This is a genomic window from Pseudomonas sp. A125, from assembly GCF_055409485.1.
In genome coordinates this window covers 81,337-103,939 of sequence record NZ_JBUZVP010000001.1, presented here as the reverse complement: position 1 = coordinate 103,939, position 22,603 = coordinate 81,337, and the positions used below count along the sequence as shown (strand labels likewise).

The 22,603-nt window shown below is 60.5% G+C and carries 24 protein-coding genes; 8 read left to right on the top strand and 16 right to left on the bottom strand.

The features are described 5' to 3' along the window. Positions 1-10 precede the first annotated feature (10 nt). Positions 11-901: an ATP-binding protein gene (locus ACZRN6_RS00500; protein WP_322144101.1), complete on the top strand. Its 891-nt coding sequence runs from the start codon at positions 11-13 to the stop codon at positions 899-901. Then, on the top strand, positions 898-1,380 hold the full coding sequence (locus tag ACZRN6_RS00495; RefSeq protein WP_322144102.1) for a GAF domain-containing protein: 483 nt from the start codon (positions 898-900) through the stop codon (positions 1,378-1,380). The genes ACZRN6_RS00500 and ACZRN6_RS00495 overlap by 4 nt, the downstream gene beginning before the upstream one ends. A 116-nt stretch (positions 1,381-1,496) precedes the next feature. Here ACZRN6_RS00495 and ACZRN6_RS00490 read toward each other — a convergent pair whose 3' ends face one another. The 8 genes from ACZRN6_RS00490 to ACZRN6_RS00455 form a co-directional block, all read right to left on the bottom strand. Further along, entirely contained in the window at positions 1,497-5,129 is a 3,633-nt protein-coding gene (locus ACZRN6_RS00490; protein WP_464006970.1) for a transporter substrate-binding domain-containing protein, read from the bottom strand. Between the two features lie 8 nt (positions 5,130-5,137). Beyond that, a complete protein-coding gene (locus ACZRN6_RS00485; RefSeq protein ID WP_322144104.1) occupies positions 5,138-5,764 on the bottom strand; it encodes a response regulator transcription factor in 627 nt (208 codons plus the stop codon). 259 nt (positions 5,765-6,023) lie between these two features. Next, positions 6,024-6,419 carry a response regulator gene (locus ACZRN6_RS00480; protein WP_322144105.1) on the bottom strand — a complete coding sequence of 132 codons (396 nt, stop codon included), beginning with the start codon at positions 6,417-6,419 and terminating at the stop codon, positions 6,024-6,026. Between the two features lie 223 nt (positions 6,420-6,642). Further along, positions 6,643-7,974 carry a deoxyguanosinetriphosphate triphosphohydrolase gene (locus ACZRN6_RS00475; RefSeq protein ID WP_464006969.1) on the bottom strand — a complete coding sequence of 444 codons (1,332 nt, stop codon included), beginning with the start codon at positions 7,972-7,974 and terminating at the stop codon, positions 6,643-6,645. Positions 7,975-8,046: 72 nt separating this feature from the next. Next, positions 8,047-9,210: an EAL domain-containing protein gene (locus ACZRN6_RS00470; protein ID WP_464006968.1), complete on the bottom strand. Its 1,164-nt coding sequence runs from the start codon at positions 9,208-9,210 to the stop codon at positions 8,047-8,049. 92 nt (positions 9,211-9,302) lie between these two features. Next, positions 9,303-9,644: a hypothetical protein gene (locus ACZRN6_RS00465; protein ID WP_322144108.1), complete on the bottom strand. Its 342-nt coding sequence runs from the start codon at positions 9,642-9,644 to the stop codon at positions 9,303-9,305. Beyond that, positions 9,641-10,027 (bottom strand): phage holin family protein, encoded by a 387-nt coding sequence (locus tag ACZRN6_RS00460; protein WP_003209078.1) that lies wholly within the window; start codon positions 10,025-10,027, stop codon positions 9,641-9,643. The genes ACZRN6_RS00465 and ACZRN6_RS00460 overlap by 4 nt, the downstream gene beginning before the upstream one ends. Positions 10,028-10,029: 2 nt before the next feature. Next, positions 10,030-10,344: an ElaB/YgaM/YqjD family protein gene (locus ACZRN6_RS00455; RefSeq protein ID WP_322144109.1), complete on the bottom strand. Its 315-nt coding sequence runs from the start codon at positions 10,342-10,344 to the stop codon at positions 10,030-10,032. Between the two features lie 348 nt (positions 10,345-10,692). Between ACZRN6_RS00455 and ACZRN6_RS00450 the strand changes: the two genes are divergently transcribed. Then, entirely contained in the window at positions 10,693-11,901 is a 1,209-nt protein-coding gene (locus tag ACZRN6_RS00450; protein ID WP_322144110.1) for an ammonium transporter, read from the top strand. On the opposite strand, the gene ACZRN6_RS00445 is transcribed toward ACZRN6_RS00450, so the two are convergent. Next, entirely contained in the window at positions 11,888-13,609 is a 1,722-nt protein-coding gene (locus tag ACZRN6_RS00445; protein ID WP_464006967.1) for a cation:proton antiporter, read from the bottom strand. The genes ACZRN6_RS00450 and ACZRN6_RS00445 overlap by 14 nt on opposite strands. Before the next feature lie 141 nt (positions 13,610-13,750). Between ACZRN6_RS00445 and ACZRN6_RS00440 the strand changes: the two genes are divergently transcribed. The 3 genes from ACZRN6_RS00440 to ACZRN6_RS00430 all read left to right on the top strand — a co-directional run bounded on the left by ACZRN6_RS00440 (position 13,751) and on the right by ACZRN6_RS00430 (position 15,353). Continuing rightward, positions 13,751-13,987, top strand: coding sequence for a glutaredoxin family protein (locus ACZRN6_RS00440; protein WP_464006966.1), 237 nt, complete (start codon positions 13,751-13,753; stop codon positions 13,985-13,987). 74 nt (positions 13,988-14,061) lie between these two features. Then, positions 14,062-14,397 (top strand): transcriptional regulator, encoded by a 336-nt coding sequence (locus ACZRN6_RS00435; RefSeq protein ID WP_322144113.1) that lies wholly within the window; start codon positions 14,062-14,064, stop codon positions 14,395-14,397. A 65-nt stretch (positions 14,398-14,462) separates the two neighbouring features. Then, the gene (locus tag ACZRN6_RS00430; RefSeq protein ID WP_322148647.1) at positions 14,463-15,353 is read left to right on the top strand and encodes a pseudouridine synthase; all 891 of its coding nucleotides are present in this window, start codon (positions 14,463-14,465) and stop codon (positions 15,351-15,353) included. Between the two features lie 57 nt (positions 15,354-15,410). Here ACZRN6_RS00430 and ACZRN6_RS00425 read toward each other — a convergent pair whose 3' ends face one another. Further along, on the bottom strand, positions 15,411-15,632 hold the full coding sequence (locus ACZRN6_RS00425; protein WP_003209090.1) for a YgdI/YgdR family lipoprotein: 222 nt from the start codon (positions 15,630-15,632) through the stop codon (positions 15,411-15,413). A gap of 80 nt (positions 15,633-15,712) precedes the next feature. Further along, the gene (mobA, locus tag ACZRN6_RS00420) at positions 15,713-16,315 is read right to left on the bottom strand and encodes a molybdenum cofactor guanylyltransferase MobA (protein ID WP_464006965.1); all 603 of its coding nucleotides are present in this window, start codon (positions 16,313-16,315) and stop codon (positions 15,713-15,715) included. A gap of 75 nt (positions 16,316-16,390) precedes the next feature. On the opposite strand from mobA, the gene moaB reads away from it, so the two are divergent. Then, positions 16,391-16,930, top strand: a complete 540-nt coding sequence (gene moaB, locus ACZRN6_RS00415) for a molybdenum cofactor biosynthesis protein B (protein ID WP_003209092.1) — start codon at positions 16,391-16,393, stop codon at positions 16,928-16,930. After that, positions 16,914-18,140, top strand: coding sequence for a molybdopterin molybdotransferase MoeA (locus ACZRN6_RS00410; RefSeq protein WP_464006964.1), 1,227 nt, complete (start codon positions 16,914-16,916; stop codon positions 18,138-18,140). The genes moaB and ACZRN6_RS00410 overlap by 17 nt, the downstream gene beginning before the upstream one ends. A 142-nt stretch (positions 18,141-18,282) precedes the next feature. Here ACZRN6_RS00410 and ACZRN6_RS00405 read toward each other — a convergent pair whose 3' ends face one another. The 5 genes from ACZRN6_RS00405 to minC form a co-directional block, all read right to left on the bottom strand. Then, on the bottom strand, positions 18,283-19,572 hold the full coding sequence (locus ACZRN6_RS00405) for a M18 family aminopeptidase (protein WP_003209095.1): 1,290 nt from the start codon (positions 19,570-19,572) through the stop codon (positions 18,283-18,285). A gap of 195 nt (positions 19,573-19,767) precedes the next feature. After that, the gene (locus tag ACZRN6_RS00400; RefSeq protein ID WP_464006963.1) at positions 19,768-20,403 is read right to left on the bottom strand and encodes an RluA family pseudouridine synthase; all 636 of its coding nucleotides are present in this window, start codon (positions 20,401-20,403) and stop codon (positions 19,768-19,770) included. 96 nt (positions 20,404-20,499) lie between these two features. After that, on the bottom strand, positions 20,500-20,754 hold the full coding sequence (minE, locus tag ACZRN6_RS00395; protein WP_003175252.1) for a cell division topological specificity factor MinE: 255 nt from the start codon (positions 20,752-20,754) through the stop codon (positions 20,500-20,502). Positions 20,755-20,757: 3 nt separating this feature from the next. Then, a complete protein-coding gene (gene minD / locus ACZRN6_RS00390; protein WP_010176105.1) occupies positions 20,758-21,570 on the bottom strand; it encodes a septum site-determining protein MinD in 813 nt (270 codons plus the stop codon). A 199-nt stretch (positions 21,571-21,769) separates the two neighbouring features. Beyond that, positions 21,770-22,507 carry a septum site-determining protein MinC gene (gene minC / locus ACZRN6_RS00385; protein ID WP_003209099.1) on the bottom strand — a complete coding sequence of 246 codons (738 nt, stop codon included), beginning with the start codon at positions 22,505-22,507 and terminating at the stop codon, positions 21,770-21,772. Between the last annotated feature and the right edge of the window lie 96 nt (positions 22,508-22,603).

Sequence of the window (22,603 nt, the reverse complement as noted above, 5' to 3'; positions counted from 1 at the left end):
AGGAATAGTCGTGGATTCTCGATTGAATGCCTTTCTTGAGCGAGCCGACGCGGTACTTGCTCGCCTGGAACCCTTGTTGCCCGCCCCGCGCGAGGCTGTTGACTGGAACCATTGCCTGGCTGCCCGCTGGCAGCGCGAAGGACGCAGCGGCTTTTTACTGCCGCTGGAAGTCAGCCTGGACATGCGCCTGTCTGACTTGATCGGCGTGGATAAACAGCGCGAACAACTGGCCCGCAACACCCAACAGTTTCTCGACGGCCTGCCGGCCAACCATGCGTTGCTCTGGGGCTCGCGCGGCACGGGTAAATCGTCCATGGTGCGCGCCTTGCTCGCCCAGCATGCCAAGGCCGGTTTGCGCCTGATCGAGATCGAGCGCGATCACCTGGCGGATCTGCCGCGAGTGGTCGAGCAACTGGTCAAATTGCCACAGCGCTTTGTGCTGTTCTGTGATGACCTGTCCTTTGAAGCCGGCGAGAGTGATTACCGTGTGCTCAAGAGCGTGCTCGACGGCTCCCTGGAGCAGGCACCGGAAAACGTCTTGTTGTATGCCACCTCCAACCGTCGCCACCTGGTGCCCGAGAACCAGAGCGATAACGAAAACTGGAAGACCGTAGACGGCGAACTGCATCCCAACGAAGCGGTGGAGGACAAGATTGCCTTGTCTGACCGTTTCGGTTTGTGGCTGTCGTTTTACCCGTTCAATCAGGAACACTTCCTGGATGTGGTCGAGCACTGGATCGGCGAGTTGGCGAGCAAGGCTGGTTTGCAGTGGCAGCGCGATGAAGAACTGGACATCCTCGCAGTGCGCTGGGCCACCGGGCGTGGCAATCGCAACGGCCGTTGTGCCTATCAGTTCGCCCGCTATTGGGTGGGCCTCAAGTTGTTGGAGCGTCAACCATGATTGATTTGCAACCGTCCGCAGCCGGCCTTGATGGTTACGCCATGCTGCATGCGCAGTTGGAGTCGTTGCTGGCGGATGAACGGGACTTCATTGCCAATGCGGCGCAGTTTTCTGCATTCCTGTTCAATCAGCTGGACGATTTGAACTGGGCGGGTTTCTACCTAAACCGCAATGAAGAGTTGGTGCTCGGGCCTTTTCAGGGCCAGATTGCCTGTGTGCGCATTCCGTTTGGTCGCGGTGTGTGCGGCGCGGCAGCGGCCTCGCTGCAAACCCAGCGGGTGGAAGACGTGCATGCATTTCCGGGGCATATCGCCTGTGACAGTGCGTCGAACAGCGAGTTGGTCGTTCCGTTGGTCAAGGACGGGCGCTTGATTGGTGTGTTGGACCTGGACAGCCCATCACTGTCGCGGTTTACCGCGCAGGATCAGGCCGGCATCGAGCAGTTGGCGGCGATTTTCCTGCGGCTGACCGACTGCTGATGCACTGACCCTCTTGTTGTAGGAGCGGGCTTGCTCGCAAAAAACCAAAGAACACCGCGTGCAGCCAGAATGCCCGCGTTATCGATGGCGATTTTCGCGAGCAAGCTCGCTCCAGGTTACCGGCGGTCCAGGACGTCCAGTTGCATCTGTAGCATCCTTTCCAGTTCAAGCATGGATTTCTCCATCGCCTTGATTCCCGCCTCGATCGTGTGCCGATGCTCGCCTTGGCCACAGGCCTGTTCCAGTGTTTCGCATTGCCCGGCCAAGGTTTGCGCCTGGATGATCCGTGCGGCGCCCTTGATCTTGTGGGCCTGCTCTACCAGGCACTGGGGGGCGGCTTGGAGGGCCAGCAGGTCCATGAGCTCGACTCGATCATGCCGGCTGCTGCTCAACAGCTCTTCAAGCAAGCGTCGGCTCAACTGAGGGTCGCCGCCGGTCATCGCGTCCAGGCTCTGAAGGGTGAACACCGTGCGGGACGGCAGCGGGTCGACTTGCGCCAGTTGCTGTTCCAGCGAGGTGAGGCTGATGGGTTTGAACAGGCAATCGTTCATGCCAGCATCGAAGCAGCGCTGCTTCTCCTCGGGTTGGGCATTGGCGGTGAAACCCAGTATCACACACGGTGTTTTTTGCTCGCGCAGCTCATACTCGCGAATCGAGCGACTCAACTCATAGCCGTTCATGATCGGCATATTGCAGTCGGCAATGACCAGGTCGAAGTGTTCCTGGCGCCAGGCCTGGAACCCCGCAGCACCATGATGGGCGGCCGTGAACTGATGCCCCAGGAAACCCAGTTGCTGGCACATGAGCAAGCGGTTGGCCGGATGGTCGTCCACTACCAGTACATTGAGCACCGGCGCCGGCGTGGCCGCGGCAGGCTCCAGCTTGCCAACAGCCTTGACTGGCAGCAGGCTGGCCATCTTCAGGCTGACGTGAACCTGCGTACCCACCATGGGCACGCTGCTCAGGCTTAACTGGCCGCCCATCATTGCGCACAGGCTGCGGCAAATCACCAGGCCCAGGCCCGCGCCGCTCCTTGCCAGGTGCCCGGAGTTATCGGCCTGGGCAAAGGGTTCGAACAGGCGAGCCTGGTCTTCGCGATTTATTCCGATACCGGTGTCCTCCACCACCAGTTTCATCTCGATCTGTTGCGGTTGCCCGGTAGCCTTCAGTTGCACCTTGATCTTTACCTGCCCGCGTTCAGTGAACTTGATCGCATTGCTCACCAGGTTCGAAAGCACCTGCTTGAACCGCAACGGGTCGATCAGTACGTCGGTATCGTCGGCCTCAGGGGTGAACTCCAGCACCAGGCTCAGGGTTTTCTGGCGCGCGAGGCCATCGAAGACACGCACCACCGACTCGATCACCTCGCGCAGGTTGACCCGCTCCGGAGCCAGGCTCAATCGGCCGGATTCGATGCGTGCGATGTCCAGGATATCGCCGATCAGTTCCAGCAGGTCCTTGGCCGAATTGTAGGCCACCTCGATGGCAGGGCGATCCAGGTGCCCTTGGTCGGCGCGCTTGAGTGTCAACTCCAGCATGCCAATCACGGCGTTCATCGGTGTGCGAATTTCGTGGCTCATGGTGGCCAGGAAGGTGCTTTTCGCCCGGTTGGCTTCATCGGCGCGCTCCTTGGCGGCACGCAGCTCATCGAACAGCTGGCGCCGTTCGCTGATGTCGATCCAGCCGCCAATGATGCCCTGGACCTCGCCCATGGAGTCGCGGTACGGAAGAATCCAATGGTAAATCGTGAGTTTTTTCCCGTGAACATGCAGGGTGCGGTCAAGGATCAGCGGTTGGCCTTCGGACACAACCCGCTGATAGTCGGCATGGTATTGAGCTGCCTCCGTTTCCAGGGCCATGTTCATTTGGGTGATGCTTTTACCAATCACGTCTTCACGCTTGACGTCGAACGTTTGCAGGTAGCTGTCGTTGCAGGTCTGCAGGAAGCCGTTGTGGTCGCGTACGTAGATCGGGTGCGGTGTTTCGTTGACCAGGGCACGCATGAACTCGAACTGGTCGCCAAGGGCGCGTTCGGCCAACTTGCGGTGCTTGATCTGGCGTTGCAGGTACCCGTTCCAGGCCAGGGAAATCAATAACAGCAGCCCGGTGCCGATGATGATCTGGGCAATCAGGCGGTGGTAATTGCGCCAGTAGCCATCGGAGGCCGCGTTGTAGCCGCGCCAACGGCTGTTGATCGCCGCCAGTTCATCCGGGGCGATGCTGAGCAGCGCCTTGTCGATGATCGAACTCAGCTCGGTGGCCCGACGGGACGTCGCCAACGCAAATGTAGCAGGCAGCGTGCCGATACTGGCGCTGATTTGCAGTTTGTCCTGGAACACCGGCGAGGACAGGAAGTAGTTGGCGACCACCAAAGGGCTCACCGCCCCGTCTACCTGGCCTTGTGTCAACAACTCCGATGCCTTGAAGGTGTCCCCGGTTTGCACCAGGTTGATCTGGGGGAACTCCTGCTGCAGGAACTTTTCCTGCGGGTTGCCCTGGGTGATTGCCAGGCGCTTGCCTTCCATTTGCTGAAGGCTTGCAGGCGCGCCTGCTTCTTTACGCGTCAGCAGTACGTAGGAGTTTTCCAGGTAGGGCCGGCTGAAGTTCAGTTGGGACTCGCGGCCGGCGCTGGGGGTGATTGCGCCGATGATATCGGCCGCGCCGGTATTGATCTGGTCGATCATGCTGGCAACGTCACGCACGTGTTGAATCTCGAAGCGCAGGCCCGTTCGCAGGCGGATCAATTCCAGCAGGTCGGCAGTGATGCCGCGGAAGTTTGCGTCGGTATCAAAGAACGTCAGTGGCGCAAGGGTTTCGTTGACGACCACCTTCACCACCGGGTGGTCCATCAGCCAGCGCTCTTCACGCAGGGTCAACTGCAACTTGCGGTCGCTCAACAGGATATCGCTGCCTGCGCTCCAGCGTTTGGCGATGCTGTCGCGTTCATAGGTCGACACGCCATCAAGCACCGAGTCGACGATGCTCAAGAGCAGGGGTTGATCCTTGCGCAGGGCGAAGCTGAACCCATGTGCCTCGTGCTTGCCGAAATTGGCCATCCGGATGTTCTTCAGATAGCCCTTGTTGATCATGTAGTGAGTTGAAATGGTATCGCCGAGAAATACATCCGCCTGGTCAAATGCAACCGCATTCAACGCGTTTTGATAGGACGGGTAGGCATGGATGGTCGCTTTCGGATAGAGCGCCTGTACTTCTTCCAGGGGCAGGTAGTGGTAGACGAGGCTCAGGCGCAGGCCGGCGAGGCCTTCGCCAAGCTTGCGGGTTTCCCCTTCACGGGTCACCAGCACGGGCTGGTCCACTGCGTAGGGCAGTGACAGGACGAGCTTGGGATTTACCGCTTCAAAACCATTGGATGATCCGAGAAAATCGATTTCGCCGTTTTCAAGGGCCTGGATCGCCGCCTCTCGCGTGGAATACCGCAGTACCGTCAGCGGCAGCGCCAGGGTCCGGGCCACCAGGCCTGCGTAATCGGCCGTCAGCCCTTCATAGTCGCGACCGCTGGAGGTGATATCGAACGGCGGGTAGTCTGGCGCCGAGGTGCCGAGTATCAATTCCCGCTTGTTTTGCAGCCACTGGCGTTGTGTTTTGTTCAGGGGAGTGTCCAGTTGGACAGCACCGGCACGCCCCAGCAGTGCATATTGCTCCGGCGCAGTGGGTGCGGCCGGTGCGGAAGTGCTGAGACACACACCGATACTTAATATGATTAGATAGTCCTTTATACGCCTGGGCATCCGATTTCTCACACTAGCGCGTTACGTTTTGCCATCTCGATAAGTTCTACCAAGGATTTGGCTTTTAATTTTTGCATGAGCCTTTTTTTGTAGGTGCTGACAGTTTTGTTACTAAGAAACATGCCTTTGGCTATTTCCTTGTTTGTCCGGCCTTGTGCAAACAGTTGCAATACCATGAGTTCGCGATCATTGACGACTTTGAACAGTTCAAGCTCTTCATTGACGTCTCCTTCATTGGAGTTTCCGCTGAGGGCTTGGCTTGGAAAGTAGTTGTAACCCGAAAGCACGGCCCTGATCGCACTGAGCAATTCACTCAAGTCGCCCTCCTTGCAGACGTAGCCATCTGCGCCGGAGCGCATGCACCGTGTGGCGAAGAGTTTGGGGGTCTGGGCGGTCAGGATCAGTGTCTTGGTCGGTGTGCTCATTGCGTTGAACCTGCACAAGACCTCCAAACCGTCGAGTTTCGGAATTCCGATGTCAAGAATGATGAGGTCCGGCTGGCACTCCTTGACCATTTGTATTGCGTCACAACCGTTGTCGGTTTCACCCACTACTTTATAACCTTCGTGTTCTAACAACATTCGAATGGCAAGTCGGATAACGGGGTGGTCGTCGATAATAAAAACTGAGTTCATGATGAAATTCCATACAAGCGCAAATAAAGTCGGCACATTAGCTCACATGGCAGTGAAGGAGGATGAACTGAACGTGGAACAAACGTAAAACAAGAATGTTCCTACATAAAATAAAGCAATGGATTACGCTCGATAGAGTCTTTGTTGTTTGGGTGTAAGAATTTTGCGTGGGTGGGATTGCACGGTAGTTGATAGCGCCAGAGCGGCTCTGCAATGCGCCGTTTTCGTAGGGGGTTGGGGTTTAATGTCCTACTTTTTGTTAAGCGTGCGAAGGTGGTGGGTCTATAAGCGCATTCAGTTCGTCGCGGTTCAACGGCTTGGACAAATAGCCGAGTAATGGAAAGTTGCGTTGCAAGGCCTGGGCCTTCAGGTTTTCCAGTTCGTTGACGGGTAAACCGCTGAGTAAGATGGCAGCTTTTATAAAGCCGCGCCGATTGGCTATTTCAATCAGCTCCAGCCCTGGCAAGTCCGGTAAACATTGGTCACAGAGCAGGATATCGAAGGGCGTTTCGGTTTGTGCCATCAGCCTCAGTGCCTGTTCGGCATTTTCAGCAAGGGCCAGGTGGTGGTAGCCATAGTTGTGCAGCAGGCATCGGGTGGCCAGCAATTGAAAGGGATGATCCTCCACCAGCAGGATACAAAGTTGTTTGAGCATGGGCTTTTCCATGGATATGGCATGTCTCGGGAAGCGGTCCACCACGACGTGCAGTCAGGCGCTGACGGGCCTGCCAGCTATCGGGCGCAGGAGTGTGTCGAAAGGCTGCGAGCAGGGCGCGCGATTATTCATCACGGGAGGGTCGAACCTCGATCAGGCCGCTCTGTTCCGTTCGTAGGGCGATTCTTTAAAGTAGCCCTGCCAGCCACGGCAGGGCCAAGGGTTATTGCGGGTTGGAGCGCCCGGTCATTTCCCGGGCCATCTCACTGGCGTAGCTGTCGGTCATGCCGGCGATGAAGTCGATCATGCGCAGGAACGAGGCGTGCAATGACCCCGAGGGGTCTGGGGCGCTATTGCCCAGCAGGTCGAGAATGCGCCGGTTCTTGAACGAAGGCGTGCGCCCGCCATGTTGTTCCAGGGCAGCGCCACAAAAAGCGTTCAAGAGAATTTCCAGCGTGGTGTAGGCGCCGATCTCATGCAGGGTCTTGCGCTTGTCCTGGAAGATTTTTTCGCGGGCCATGTCCTTGGCGTCCAGTACGCAGCGCTTGGCTGGGCCATGCATATGCTCCACCAAGTCGCCCGGCAGGGTGCCGGCCAGCAGCGCTTGCTGTTGTTCGACGAACGCCCGGGCCGCGGCGTTGGTCAGGTGTTCGATGGCCTTGCCCCGCAGAATCGCCAACTTGCGGCGCCGGGAGTCCAGCGGGCCGAGCTGCCGGTAGGTTTGCGGCAAGTCGTCGCCCACCAGGTCCAGCAGCAGTGACTCGACCTCGGCGTATTCCAGCAGCTCCATTTCCAAGCCGTCTTCGAGGTCGATCAACGCGTAGCAGATGTCGTCGGCGGCCTCCATCAGGTACACCAGCGGGTGCCGCGCCCAACGCTGTTCTTCCAGTTGCGGCAAGCCGAGTTTCTGGGCGATCTGCTCCAGAATCGGCAGCTCGCTCTGGTAGCAGCCGAACTTGTGTTTCTTGTAGCCCAAAGAGTCGGCGTGGCGGGCGGTCCAGGGGTATTTCAGGTAGGTGCCCAGGGTGGCGTAGGTCAGGCGGGTGCCACCGTCAAACTGGTGGTATTCCAGTTGGGTGAGTACCCGGAAGCCCTGGGCGTTGCCTTCGAAATTGAGGAAGTCATTGCGTTCGGCGCTGCTCATGTCATCCAGCCAGCCACGCCCCGCAGCCTGCTGGAACCAGTGCCGGATCGCGTCTTCACCCGAATGACCAAAAGGCGGATTGCCGATGTCGTGGGCCAGGCAGGCCGATTGCACCACCATGCCCAGGTCGCTGGGGTCGCACCAGTCGGGCAGGGCGCTGCGGATCGTTTCGCCCACGCGCATGCCCAGCGAGCGCCCCACGCAACTGACTTCCAGGGAATGGGTCAGCCGGGTGTGGATGTGATCGTTGCTGGACACCGGGTGCACTTGGGTCTTGCGGCCCAAGCGGCGAAACGCACCGGAAAAGATGATGCGGTCATGGTCTTTGTGAAACGGGCTGCGCCCAAGTTCTTCCGGGCTGTGCAGGGGTTTTCCGAGGCGTTCGCGGGTAAGCAGGGTGGGCCAATCCAAGGCGGGTACTCTCCGTGCGGTGAATGACGCCTCCCAGCTTCCCGGTTCGGCCGGGCCTTCGCAAGCGAAAAACTACAAGCCGGCGGCGTCGATATCGATTAACAGCAGGCGCTGGCCGTTATCAAAGAATTGCCCGGCCGTCAGGCAGTATTGGTTGGTGGTGGCATCGCGATAGGTCGATGACAGTGTCAGGCGCCGCTCCTCCCAGCCCTCGGCCAGCAAGTGATAAAAATACGGGCGCCAGGACCAGTTGTGTCCCAGGTAGCGGCTGTCGGCTTGCCAGGCACCCTGGTGCCACTCGAAGTTGGGCGTCAATTGCGTGCCATGCCGGTCGCACTGGTAAAAGCGCAGCAGCCAGGGAAACGCTGGCAATTGCGGCAGTTGGCTCAACGGTGCCCGCGCTTGCGCCCAGGTTTGCAGGATTTGCATCAGTTCTGCCAGTTGCCGGCGCAGCAGCATGATCCGCCCACGCTCGGCGAGCTTCTGCTGGACATAGTCGGTGCGCAACTGGGCGAAGCGCGGCACGAACGCGTCGGTGTCGAACCACTCCAGTTGGGCCTGGGCGAACAGGTAGCCCTGGACATAACGTGAACCACATTCCAGGGCGAAATTCAGTTGCACCTCGGTTTCCACGCCTTCGGCAATGATCCAGCAGCCAGTCTTTTCTGCCATTTGAGCCAGCGCCCGCACCACTTCACCACTGGGGCCGCCACGGGCGGCGGCTTGGAACAGGCGCATGTCCAACTTGAGGATGTCCGGTTGCAGTGCCAGCACCCGGTCCAGTTGCGAATACCCGGCGCCGAAGTCATCAATGGCGATCCGCGCTCCGGCCTCGCGGTAGCGCTCGACCACTTGCGCCAACCGCAGGATATCGCCGCCCAACTCAGTGATCTCGAACACGATGCGGCGCGGGTCGACGTTATGTACCTGTAATTGTTTAAGGCTCGGCAGGGCCTGGCCCGGGCGCAGGCGGGTGATCCAGCGGGGCGAGATATTCAGGCTGAGAAACCATTCCTCCGGTGCTTCGTGCAGGCGGCTCAGGGCATTGTCGCGGATCTGCCGGTCCAGGCGGCGCAGTGCCACGGAGGGTGTGCGCGGGTCGGCAAACAACGGGCCCACCGAGCGCAGTTCGCCATTCGCCTGGCGCAGGCGGCCCAAGGCTTCTACGCCGGCGATGCGGCCGGTGGCGGTGTCGATGAATGGCTGGAAGCAGGCGAGCGGTTGCTCGTCGATCACGGAGCCTCCTTAAAAGACCGAAATAAAAAAGGCCCGACCCTCGATGGAGAGGGCCGGGCCTGATCTGTTTGCAAGAATGCAGCCAGTGCGGCTCAATTTTTACGCGAAGCACCTTGCATGGCCAGTTTGATCAGCGGGATCAAACCGGCGCCAAGCCGTACAAGGCGGGTCATGGTGCCGATTCCGCCACCCTTGGCGCCTTTGCCGGTAAGAAAACCCAGCAGGGTCACCACGCCCACGCCCCAAAGGGGCGCGTGCTTGATGCCGAACCCGTCCTGCCAGCTCTGGCCCATGCTGCGCACCTTTTGCAGTGGCAGCATCAGTTGTTGGGACTCATGACGGATTTCCTGGCGGTGCATTTCCATGCGCAGGCGGATCAACGCCTTGCGCATTTCCCGCCGGGAAGTGTTGTGCGGCAATTCAGTCAGGCTCATGGCAGCAGGCGCTCCCGGTCGTTGGCCAGCTCTTCGAGGGTGGCGTGGAACGGCGTGGACTCATCGAACACCGCCGCCTTCAAGCGCAACCCGCAGAACGCTGCGGCCAGTATGTAGAACACGCAGAGGCTGATGATCCCGGTCAGGCGGTAGGTGTCCCACACCAGGATCATCACCAGCGCCGACAAACCCACCAGCAACAGCAAGGCAAACACCAGTGCCAGGCCTGCGAACAGCAGCAGGCTGACGGTGCGGGCTTTCTGTTCCTGCAACTCGATGCCAAACAGCTCGACGTGGCTGTGCAGCAAACCCAGGACAGCCGCGCCCAGGCGCCGCGAGGTAGAACTTGGGCCCGTGGACGAGCCGGATTCGCCGATAGACATAATTAGCGCCTTGTAGCCAGCAGGCCGATCAGAAAGCCCACGCCGGCCGCAATGCCAACGGACTGCCAAGGGTTGGCCTGGACATAATCTTCAGTGGCGTTAACCGCCGCCTGGCCGCGCTCACGCAGCGAGTCTTCGGTCAGTTGCAGGGTTTCACGGGCCTTGAGCAGGCTTTCGTGAATCTTGCTGCGCAATTCGTCTGCCTGGTCTCCGGCGAGGATCGCGGTGTCATCCAGCAGCTTCTCGGTATCGCTGACCAGGGTTTGAAAATCCGCCATCAATATTTCTTGAGCAGTCTTTGCCGTTTTGCTGGCCATGGTTATCTCCGTGAGTGGCTGGTCTGTTTACTTTTGGTTTCGAGTCACCGGCGCCGGTGAAGGTTCACTGCAATTGTCTGGTACAGCTTTTGCTTTGCCTTGGTGCGCAGGCCTTGGGCCTTGCGCTGAATCCGGGCGGTCGGGGCTCAAACCCTTAAAAACCTTACCCTAAATAACTAAAACTCGCGGAAAAACCCTGTCGTATTCTGCCTTTTGCAATGATTGCTGCGCTAAAGCGGTTCACGGCCTCAACAGAGGGTCGGGCCGCCAGTGCCAATTTAGTGCGCGTCATGAAGGTCATGAACTGCTTTGGTGCTTTTTCCTGCATGTGCAGGCCTGCCATTCTCCATGGAAAATTTGCAAAGCGCGGTGGACACCCTCGTCCACAGCTCCAACACGTTGTTTATTCTGATTGGTGCGGTCATGGTCCTGGCCATGCACGCCGGCTTTGCGTTCCTGGAAGTTGGCACCGTGCGTCAGAAGAACCAGGTCAATGCCCTGTCGAAAATCCTCAGCGACTTTGCCATCTCCACACTGGCCTATTTCTTTATAGGCTATTGGATCTCCTACGGCGTGACCTTCATGCAGCCGGCGGCGGTGATCAGCGCCGACCACGGTTATGGGCTGGTCAAGTTCTTCTTCCTGCTGACCTTTGCGGCGGCGATCCCGGCGATCATTTCCGGGGGGATTGCCGAGCGTGCACGTTTTGCTCCGCAACTGTGCGCCACCGCGTTGATCGTGGCGTTCATCTACCCGTTTTTCGAAGGCATGGTGTGGAACGGCAACTACGGCCTGCAAGCCTGGTTGCTGGCCACCTTCGGCGCCAGCTTCCATGACTTTGCCGGCAGCGTCGTGGTGCACGCCATGGGCGGCTGGCTGGCGCTGGCGGCGGTGCTGTTGCTGGGGCCGCGCCAGGGGCGTTATCGGGAAGGGCGCCTGGTGGCGTTCGCGCCGTCGAGCATTCCATTCCTGGCGTTGGGGTCGTGGATTTTGATCGTGGGCTGGTTTGGCTTCAACGTCATGAGCGCGCAAACCCTGTCCGGGGTCAGCGGGCTGGTGGCGGTCAATTCGCTGATGGCGATGGTCGGCGGCACGGTGGCGGCACTGGTGATCGGGCGTAACGACCCAGGCTTCTTGCACAACGGTCCGTTGGCCGGGCTGGTGGCGATCTGTGCCGGTTCCGACCTGATGCATCCGGTGGGCGCGCTGGTGACTGGCGTAGTGGCAGGTGGCCTGTTCGTCTGGTGCTTCATCGCGGCCCAGGACCGCTGGAAGATCGATGATGTGCTGGGTGTGTGGCCGCTGCACGGGCTGTGTGGCGTATGGGGCGGGATTGCCTGCGGGATCTTCGGCCAGACTGCCTTGGGCGGCTTGGGCGGCGTGAGTTTGATCAGCCAGTTGATCGGCACCGCGTTGGGCGTGGTGGTGGCGCTGGCCGGCGGCTTCCTCGTATACGGCGTGATCAAGCGCGTGTATGGCCTGCGCTTGAGTCAGGAAGAAGAGTATTACGGCGCCGATTTGTCGATTCACAAGATTGGCGCCGTCAGCCAGGATTGAGGGGCGAGTCACCCGGGTCCTTGTTGCAGCCATGTAGCAACTGGTACCGACCGTGGCGCACTTCATCCACACGCGCCTTCACCTGCTGGTGCGACAAACCCAGCAGGATCAGCGCGTGGGAGGCGAGCATCAGGCTCGACTCCAGCAACTCGGGCACCACTTCAGTGGCGCCGGCGGCTTTCAGCTCGGCCAACTGACTGTCGTCACGGGTACGCACCAGGATCGGCACGTGAGGGTTGACCCGCCGCGCTTCCTTGAGCACGGTCAGGGCGACGTCGCTGTTGTCCACCGCGATCACCACCAGGCGCGCACGTTCCAGGCCGACGGCGCTGAGAAGGGCGCCACGGCGGCAGTCGCCGTAATGCACCGCGCTGTCTGCGGTGGCCGCTTCCTGGACTCGCTCCGGGTCGTCATCCAGGGCAATGAACGGCTGCTGCTCTCGTTGCAGGAATCGCCCGATGGACTGGCCAACCCGGCCATAACCGCAAATCACCGCATGGCCGCGCAGCTCGGCGTTGAGGGCGGTTATCTCTTCAAGCTGCACTTGCTGGTTGGGCTTGCGGTGCAGGCGCAGGGCGATGCCGGGGGCGGCCCTGAGCAATAGCGGGGTCAGTAGCATCGAGCAGAAGGTGGCCGCGAGCAGCAACCCGCTGATTTCGGCGGGCATCAGGTGGCTTTGCTGCATTTGCGCCATCAAGGCAAAACAGAATTCACCGCCCTGGGCCAATGCCAGGCCACTGCGCCAGGCGGTTTCACCGTCGCTGCCGCGTAGCTGCACGAGTAGCGCCACGACACAGCCTTTGATCACCATCAGGGTGAGGGTGAGGCCAAGGATCAACAGGCTATGGCTGATGAACAGTTGCAGGTCGATCAGCATGCCGATGCTGACAAAAAACAGCCCCAGCAGGATGTCGCGAAACGGTCGGATATCGGCTTCGATCTGATGGCGGTAATGGCTTTCGCCCAGCAGCATGCCGGCGAGAAACGCGCCGAGGGCCGGGGACAAACCCAGCAAATGCGTCAGCCAGGCGGTGAGCAGCACAATCACCAGTGCCAGCAGCACGAACAACTCGGCCGAGTGGGACGCCGCCACCTCGCGGAACAATCGCGGCAGCAACCAGCGGCTCGCCAGCAGCAGGCCGAGGAATAGCACCACGGTCTTGCCCAGGGTTTGTGGCAATGCCCAATACCAGGCTTGCTCGCTGTTGCCGGCGAACACCGGCACCAGGGTCAGCAGCAATACCGCCACCACATCCTGAAACAGCAGTACCCCGATCGCATTCTGGCCATGGCTGCTGAAGATTTCCCCGAGGCTGGTCAACTCCTTGCTGACGATCGCAGTGGACGACAACGCCAGGCCGGCGCCGAGCAGCAGCGCGGTAGCCGGCGACAGGCCGCACAGCGCCAGCAGGCCGCCCAGCAGCAACCCGCAACACAGCACTTGCAGGCTGCCCAGGCCAAACACCACCCGGCGCAGGCTGAACATTTTGCTCAGGGAAAACTCCAGGCCCAGGGAAAACAGCAGGAACACCACGCCCAACTCGGCGAGGTCTGGCAGCTCTTCGCTGTCATTCACCCAGTCGAGGGCGGTTGGGCCTACCGCCAGGCCAACACACAGATAGCCCAGCACCGGTGGCAGTTGCAGGCGGCGAAACAGCGCAATCACCACCAGGGAGGAGGCCAGGATAATCAGCAGGTTGGCAAACACGCGCAGCTCCATTGCAGGTATTACGGGAAAAAAGTCGCGAGAATCGCTGAATCAGTTATAGGCCATGGTGACCTGGGTCAGGCTTTTGCAGTGCCCCGACGCTGTTAGAATAGGCACCTGATTCTTCCCGGACCCTTTGCCATGCTTCCTGAATGTCAGTTGTTCGGCACCCTGGGCTGCCATCTGTGTGAATTTGCCGAAGCCGAAATAATGCCGTTGGTCGAACACGGCCTGTTGGTGGAGTTGGTGGATATCGCCGATTCCGAAGCCCTGTTCGAAGCCTACGGCCTGCGGATTCCGGTGCTGCGCCGGGTGGACACGGGCGCCGAGCTGGAGTGGCCGTTCGATGAAGCGCAGGTGGTGAGCTTTCTGCGCTAGCACTCGGCGATGGCGGCTTCCCGATTATTCGGTTACTGTATGTTTGTACAGCGATTGAATGAGAGGGAACGCCCGTGGTGAATGTTGAACAACTGAAAAGCAGCGTCAATCGCATGTCCGCCGACGTCGTGCGCGATGCGGTGAACGAGCTGCGCCTCGATGGCCTGGTCACGGAAGGCAAGACGCCGTTTAACAAAGTGCATTTCAATACCTGCTTTGCCGAGATCGAAGCGCTGTTCCAGCGTGCCGGTTATCACAAGCAGCTGGACGTAGTGGGTTATCAGGGTTTGCTGTACGCGCTTTACGACCCAGGCCGCTGGGAAGCGGTGGACGTGCTGCGCTGGCTCAAGGAGTTCACCGAGGCGGCCAGTGTGTCACCGGTGCTGCGCGCGGAATTGGCCAAGGCTTGAATCTGTGCTGGGCCTGATCCGGCCGCATGCGGGATAATGCGCGTCTGTATTGCCACGTTTTGAGCCTGCCCATGTCCGTTTTTTCCGCTGCCCAGCATCAAGCCAGCACCTTGTACCTGCCGCCGGGCGCCTGGGCCACCGTGCTGGATTGCCTGTGCGAGCATTTCCAGGCCATCAGCCGTGAGCAATGGCTGGACCGCATCGCCCGGGGCCGGGTGCTGGACATCAACGGCGCACCGATCAATCAAGGCCTGGCCTACCGCGAAGGCCTGTGTATCTACTACTTTCGCGAAGTGCCCAACGAAAAAGTGATCCCGGTGCAGGAGACGATCCTGTACGCCGATGAGCACTTGGTGGTGGCAGACAAGCCGCATTTCCTGCCGGTAACGCCCGCTGGTGAATACGTCGAACAAACGCTGTTGCGCCGCTTGATTCGTCGCCTGGACAATCCGGCCCTGGTGCCGCTGCATCGCATCGACCGGCACACGGCGGGGCTGGTGCTGTTTTCGGCAAATCCGCAGACGCGTTCGGCGTATCAACAGCTGTTTCCCACGCGCAAGATCGACAAGTTCTACGAAGCTATCGCCCCGGCGTTGCCCGGGCTGACTTTCCCGTTGGTGCATAAAAGCCGGCTGGTAGATGGCGAGCCGTTCTTTCGCATGCAGGAAGGCGAGGGTGCGAGTAACACCGAGACGGCGGTGGAGGTACGGGAAAAGAACGGCGACTTGTGGCGCTACGGCCTGTTTCCGGTCACCGGCAAGAAGCACCAGCTGCGGGTGCACATGACGGCGTTGGGCGCGAGTATCTGCAACGACCCGTTCTACCCCGATGTCATCAAGGATGCCGAGGACGACTACGCCAACCCGCTCAAGCTGCTGGCCCAGGGCGTGCGGTTTATCGACCCGGTCACCGGCCTTGCGCGCAGCTTTCGCAGCCAGATCAGTTTGCACTGGTAAACCCCAGGAACGAGAAAGCCCGCATTACGCGGGCTTTTTCGTATCTGGCGTTAAGACTTACAGGTCTTTAACGGTGCGAACCTGATCCTTGTTGATCTGGGTGCGCTTGCCATCCAGCTGTTCAAATTCGTAGAAGCCGGTGGACTTGTCGAATTTAGGAGTGTCGACGGCCTGGATTTCGCGACCGTCATTCAGGGTGATCACTGTAGGCGAGGCGCAACCGGCAAGGGTAGCGAGGCCCAGTGCAAGCATGAGAGCGGCGATGGTCCGTTGAGTCATGAGTTTGTCTCCGAGAGAATGCTTTTTTAATTACTGACCTTGTGACGTGTGCAACGTCGGCAAAGTTCCTTGTTCGACGTTCATTCTGACACGCTGGGCGGGCGGTGCAACAACTGCGGTGTATTGAAGTTGGCCAGGCGCGGATCGTCGGCGGGGCAATCCACGGCCTTGGCACCCAGCGCCTGCATGATCTGGCGCGGGCTGCGCTCGCCGGCATCCCAGGCTTGTTCGAAGGGCTCACGCAGCAGCGTCGGTATGACGCAGAGCAGTGGTTCCCAAAAATTGCCGTGGCGCACCATCACGGGCAGCAATGGGTTCTGCTGCGCCGTATTGCGCAGGTCAGCGAGCAATCGCTCATCGATTTGCGGCACATCGCACGGCAATACCAGCAGATGCCCATGCCGCGCCACCGCCAGTCCTGCACGGATGCCAGCCAGGGGGCCGGGGAAATCCGGGCTGTCATCGCCGACCAATTGATCGGCGTAGGCCGCGTACTGCACCTGGTTGCGGTTGCAGGAGATGATCAGGTCATCGGTCAACGGCCGCACCAGGCGATGCAGATGTGCGATCAGCGGCTGCCCGTGCCAGTCGAGCAGGCCCTTGTCGAGGCCGCCCATGCGCTGGCCACGGCCGCCGGCCAGCAACAGCACGGAGCAGGGCAGTGGGGAAGAATGGCGTGGCATGACGGCTCCTGCGGGCAGTGAAATAGGGGGCTGTGATATAACATCGGGCTGTTCCTTCGACAACCGGACCGAGCCATGAAAGCCAAGGCTGATGCGCCCTTTGTACCCCTGAATATCGCTGTATTGACGGTCAGTGACACCCGTACCCTGGAAACCGACACCTCGGGCCAGGTCTTCGTCGACCGGCTGACCGCCGCCGGCCATCTGTTGGCCGAGCGCGTGCTGCTTAAAGATGACCTGTACAAAATCCGTGCGCAAGTGGCGCACTGGATCGCCGAAGACGTGGTGCAAGTGGTGTTGATCACCGGCGGCACCGGCTTCACCGGCCGCGACAGCACACCGGAGGCCGTGAGCTGCCTGCTGGACAAGCAGGTGGACGGTTTCGGCGAGCTGTTCCGGCAAATCTCCGTGGCCGATATCGGCACCTCCACCGTTCAGTCCCGTGCCCTGGCCGGCCTGGCCAACGGCACACTGGTGTGCTGCTTGCCGGGCTCCACCAACGCGGTGCGCACCGGTTGGGACGGGATTCTCGCCGAGCAACTGGATAACCGTCACCGCCCGTGCAACTTCGTTCCGCACCTGAAGCAGGCCGAACCCTGTGAATCCCGTGGATAAGCCGGGCAAGACCGGCGCGTTGATGCCGGTGGAAGACGCCCTCGAACACCTGCTGGCGATGGCCGAGGCAGCCCCCATTCGCGAGCAGGAAACCTTGCCGCTGGCTGAGTGTGATGGCCGGGTGTTGGCGCAGGCGTTGGTGTCGACCCTGGACTTGCCGCCTTGGCCCAACAGCGCCATGGACGGCTACGCCTTGCGTCTGGCGGACTGGACCGGCGAGCCACTGGTGGTCAGCCAGCGCATTTTTGCCGGCACGGCGCCGCAGCCTTTGGCCGCTGGCACCTGTGCACGCATCTTCACCGGTGCCCCGGTGCCGCAAGGCGCGGACTGCGTGGAGATGCAAGAAAACGCTGTGGTCCATGCCGATCAGCGCGTGAGCTTTACAGAGGCGTTGCAGGTGGACCAGAACATCCGTCCCCAAGGCCAGGAAACCACCGTCGGCGAGCTGGTGTTGCCCGTAGGTACACGCCTGGGCCCGATTGAGCTGGGCCTGGCGGCTTCACTGGGTCGTGATCGCCTGGAGGTGGTGCGGCGCGCCCGCGTGGCCGTGTTGTCCACTGGCGACGAGTTGATCGAGCCGGGCCTGCCGCTGGGCCCAGGGCAGATCTACAACAGTAATCGCCGGGTGCTGTGCAGTTGGCTGGAGCGCCTGGGCTGCGAAGTGGTGGACGCCGGGATCCTGCCGGATGACCTGGAGCAAACCCGCGAGCGCCTGGGCGCATTGGGTTCAGTTGACCTGATTCTGTCCACTGGCGGTGTGTCGGTGGGTGAGGCGGACTTCCTCGGGATTGCCCTGCGCGTAGAAGGTGAGCTGGCGCTGTGGAAGCTGGCAATCAAGCCGGGCAAGCCGCTGACATTCGGGCATTTCCGTGGCGTACCGGTGATCGGTTTGCCGGGTAACCCCGCGTCGACGCTGGTGACTTTTGCGTTGCTGGCGCGGCCTTACCTGTTGCGCCGCCAGGGCGTGCAGGACGTGGCGCCGTTGCGCATTGAAGTGCCGGTGGGGTTTGTGTGGGCCAAGCCGGGCAATCGCCGCGAGTACCTGCGCGGTCGGTTGGAGCAGGGCAAGGCGATCATCTACCGCAACCAGAGCTCGGGTGTGCTGCGCAGTGCGGCGTGGGCCGAGGGCTTGGTGGAAGTGCTGGAAGGGACCACGCTGGAAATCGGTGACCGGGTCAACTTCATTCCGCTGAGCGAAGTGTTGAACTGAGCCGGTCTATCAAACAATGAAGATCAACTGTGGGAGCTGGCTTGCCTGCGATAGCGGTGGGCCAGCCAACATACCTGTTGACTGTGCCGACGCCATCGCGGGCAAGCCCGGCTCCTACAGTTGATGGGTGTCAGCCTGCCAGTTATGGCAAATCGCGACTCGCGTAAAACGCACTCAACACCTTCACCAGGTGCGCCAGGTCGTGGCTGCCGCACAGCTCGCGAATCGAGTGCATGGCAAACGTCGGCAAGCCGATGTCCACGGTGCGCACGCCCAGGTGGCTGGCGGTGATCGGGCCGATGGTCGAGCCGCAACCCATATCGCTGCGTACCACAAAGCTCTGCACCGGTACTTCTTCGGCCATGCACAGGTGGCGGAAGAACCCGGCGGTTTCGCTGTTGGTGGCGTAGCGCTGGTTGCTGTTGACCTTGATCACCGGGCCCGCATTCAGTTTCGGGCCGTGGTTGGCGTCGTGCTTTTCCGCATAGTTGGGATGCACGCCGTGGGCGTTGTCGGCAGACACCAGCAGCGACTTCTGGATGGTGCGTACGAATTCATCGCCTTCAGGCAGCAGGCGGCGCAGGGTCTGCTCCAGCATCGGGCCGTCGGCACCGCAGGCGGAGCACGAGCCGACTTCTTCGTGGTCGTTGCACACCAGTACGCAGGTTTCGTCGGTTTCGGCGGTGAGCAAGGCTTGCAGGCCGGCGTAGCACGACAGCAGGTTGTCGAGGCGGGCGCCGGCGATAAAGTCGCCATTGAGGCCGATCACTGCGGCGCTCTGGGTGTCGTAGAAGCTCAACTCATAGTCGAGCACCACGTCGGCGTTCAAACCGTGTTCACGGGCCAACTGCTCGGTGAGTACCGCGCGAAAGTCCACGCGCTCGTCACCGGCAAACTGCGCGAGGATCGGCGGCAGTTCGGTCTGGGCATTGATCGCCCAGCCCTGGTTGGCTTCACGGTTCAGGTGAATGGCCAGGTTGGGGATGATCGCGATGGGCAGCTTGAAGTCGATCAGTTGGCTTTCGACCTTGCCATCGCGGCGGAAGGTAACGCGGCCGGCCAGGGACAGGTCGCGGTCGAACCACGGTGCCAGCAGCGCGCCGCCGTACACTTCCACACCCAGTTGCCAGAAACCCTGGCGTTGCAGCTCCGGCTGTGGCTTGACCCGCAGGCACGGGCTGTCGGTGTGGGCGCCGACCAAGCGAATACCGCCTTGCAGCGGCGAGTGGCGGCCGAGCTTGAAGGCGATGATCGAGGAGTCGTTGCGGGTCACGTAATAGCGCCCGTTGGCCTCGGTGGTCCAGGTCTCGCGCTCGTCAAGACGCTGGAAACCGGCCGCTTCCAGGCGCTGCGCCAGGGCGGCGGTAGCATGAAACGGGGTAGGGGAGGCCTTGAGGAAGTCGATCAGGCCTTGGTTCAACTCTTCGCGCATAAGTAGCTCCAGACAGCAATGGCGCGAGTTTACCGTATTGGCTCAGAATTTGGAGGGAAGCTGCTTTCTTGAGACGGGCACAAAACCCATGTGGGAGCTGGCTTGCCTGCGATAGCGGTCTGCCAGTAACCAATAGGGGGCTGACACACCGTTATCGCAGGCAAGCCAGCTCCCACATTTGATCGGTTTTGCAGCTTAAAACGGCGCGGGGCACTCGAAGCGCAAACGCTCGCCGCTCTGGGGATGGGTGAAGCTCAACATGCTGGCGTGCAGGCACAGGCGTGGCCAGGCTGCCAGTGCCTGTTCATGGGCGTACAAGCCATCGCCCAGCAACGGGTGACCAATGGACAGCATGTGCACACGCAGTTGATGCGAGCGGCCGGTAATCGGCGTCAACTCAACCCGGCACCACTCCCCGCAACGCTCCAGGACTTTCCAGAAGGTCAACGCGTTCTTGCCGAACTCATGGTCCACCACGTGCCGTGGCTTGGTGGGCGGGTCGTAGCGCAGTGGCAAGTCGATGCTGCCGCTGTCCAGTTCCGGTTGGCCCCAGCACAGCGCGGTGTAGGCCTTTTCGGTTTCCCGGTCGTGGAACTGACGAGACAGTTCACGGTGGCTATCGGCGTCACGGGCCAGCAGGATGATGCCCGACGTTTCCCAGTCCAGCCGGTGGACGATGCGGGCTTCGGGGTAGCCGTTTTCCTGCAGGCGGGTGATCAGGCAGTCCTTGTTGTCGTCGGCGCGACCGGGCACCGACAGCAGCAGGGTAGGCTTGTTCACCACCAGGACAGCAGCGTCCTGATGAAGGATATGGACATTGGACAACGGCATTAAAACAGCCTCGTAACAAACGCCAACGGCGGCTCGCTTACCCGGCCCCATGAGGGGTGCCAGATAACCGAGCCGCCGTGGCGACCGCCTGTTCGATCAACGATCAGGCAGGGTGATATTGAGTTCCAGAATCGAGCAGCTGCCGTCATTTTCCAGGGCGACATGCACGTCATCGTTGCCGATATTGACGTACTTGCGGATCACCTCAACCAGTTCTTTCTGCAAGGCTGGCAGGTAATCCGGGGTGCTGCGTTGGCCGCGTTCGTGCGCCACGATGATCTGTAGACGCTCTTTCGCTACCGACGCGGTACTTGGCTTTTTGTTGGCGCGAAAGAAGTCGAGAAATTTCATTGTTTAGTTGCCTCCAAAGATACGCTCGAAGAATCCCTTCTTCGCTACATCGAGGAAGCGATGTTCCACGGTTTTGCCCAGCAAGCGATCAACCGCATCGCTGTACGCTTGGCCGGCGTCGCTCTGGTCGTCGAGAATCACCGGCACGCCCTGGTTGGACGCCTTGAGCACGGCCTGGGATTCCGGGATCACGCCCAGCAGGGTCACGGCCAGGATGTCCTTGACGTCTTCAACGCCGAGCATCTCGCCCTTGCTCACGCGCTCAGGGTTGTAGCGGGTCAACAGCAGGTGTTCCTTGATCGGCTCTTCGCCTTTCTCGGCGCGCTGGGACTTGCTGGCCAGCAGGCCGAGCATGCGGTCCGAGTCACGTACCGAGGACACTTCAGGGTTGGTCACGACGATGGCCTCGTCGGCGAAGTACATCGCCAGGTGAGCACCGGTCTCGATACCTGCCGGGGAATCGCACACCACGTATTCGAAGGTTTCCTTCAGTTCGGCGAGGACCTTGCCCACGCCTTCCTTGGTCAGCGCTTCTTTGTCGCGGGTCTGGCTGGCGGCCAGTACATACAGGTTCTCAAGGCGCTTGTCCTTGATCAGGGCCTGTTGCAGGTTGGCTTCGCCGTTGACGACGTTGACGAAGTCGTACACCACGCGGCGTTCGCAGCCCATGATCAGGTCGAGGTTACGCAAACCGACGTCGAAGTCGACGATGACTGTCTTGTGGCCGCGCAGAGCGAGGCCGGTACCGATAGCGGCGCTGGTGGTGGTCTTACCCACACCACCCTTGCCGGATGTAACCACGAGAATCTTGGCCAAGGTGTTTCACCCCTAAGGAAAAAGGACTTTTTAGTCCCTGAAAAACATCTCTTGAAACTCGCTGCAGGCGGACAGCTTTTGTAGGAAAAAGCACGGCTCGCCTAGGCAAACCCCAACTTCAAATTGTTCCTACACAAGTTTTGCCGTTTTCGCTGTGCTATCAGAGTCCAGAGATGCTTGGAAAATGCGGCAGTATCCGTTAAAGACGAACGATGTTCAACACATCGCCCGACAGGCTGACTTGTACCCCGGCCCCCCACAGCGGATCGCGGCGCAAATCTTCCGAAACCTTGTACTGGCCTGCGATGGACACTAGTTCAGCGGTCAACTGCTGGCAAAAAATACGGGCCTTGGTGTCACCTTTTATGCCGGCCAGTGCACGGCCACGCATGGGGCCGTATACATGGATGTTTCCATCGGCGAGAAGTTCCGCCCCCGGGCTGACCGGGGCGATGACGACAAGGTCGCCACCCTGGGCGTAAATCTGCTGCCCGCCCCGTACGGGCGAGGTGATGATCTTGGTAGGCTTGATCGTCGGCTCCGGCGGTTTCTCCGGCTTTTTCTTCTCTTCGCCGACCAACGGGTCCAGCGGACGTTCCCGTGCACCGGACGGCGGCAGTACTGGCAGTTCAATGGCGATTGCCGCAGCAATGTCTTCGATACGGCTGGCACGAATCGCCAGGGTGCGCAGGCCATGCTGGCGGCACACACGCATCAACCCAGGCAGGTCGACCGCGCCCTGGCCGGCCGGGAGTTTGTCCAGGGCCAGCACCAGCGGCGCATTGTTGAAGAAGTTCGGCGCGAGGGCGACCTTGGCGGCGAGCTGGCGGTCCAGGGCATCAAGGTCATTGCGGGCCAGTTCCAGCACGGTAATGGCGAGCATGCTGCCCTTCAGCTGGAACACGGGATCTTGGTCTAGCGGTTCGGTTTGGCTCATGGTCGGCAAAGCGGCTTGTCACGAAAAGTGTCGAGACTTATAACGAGAACATCCGCTAGCCGCAAGCCGGGTCGAACCGTTGTAGAATGCGCGGCC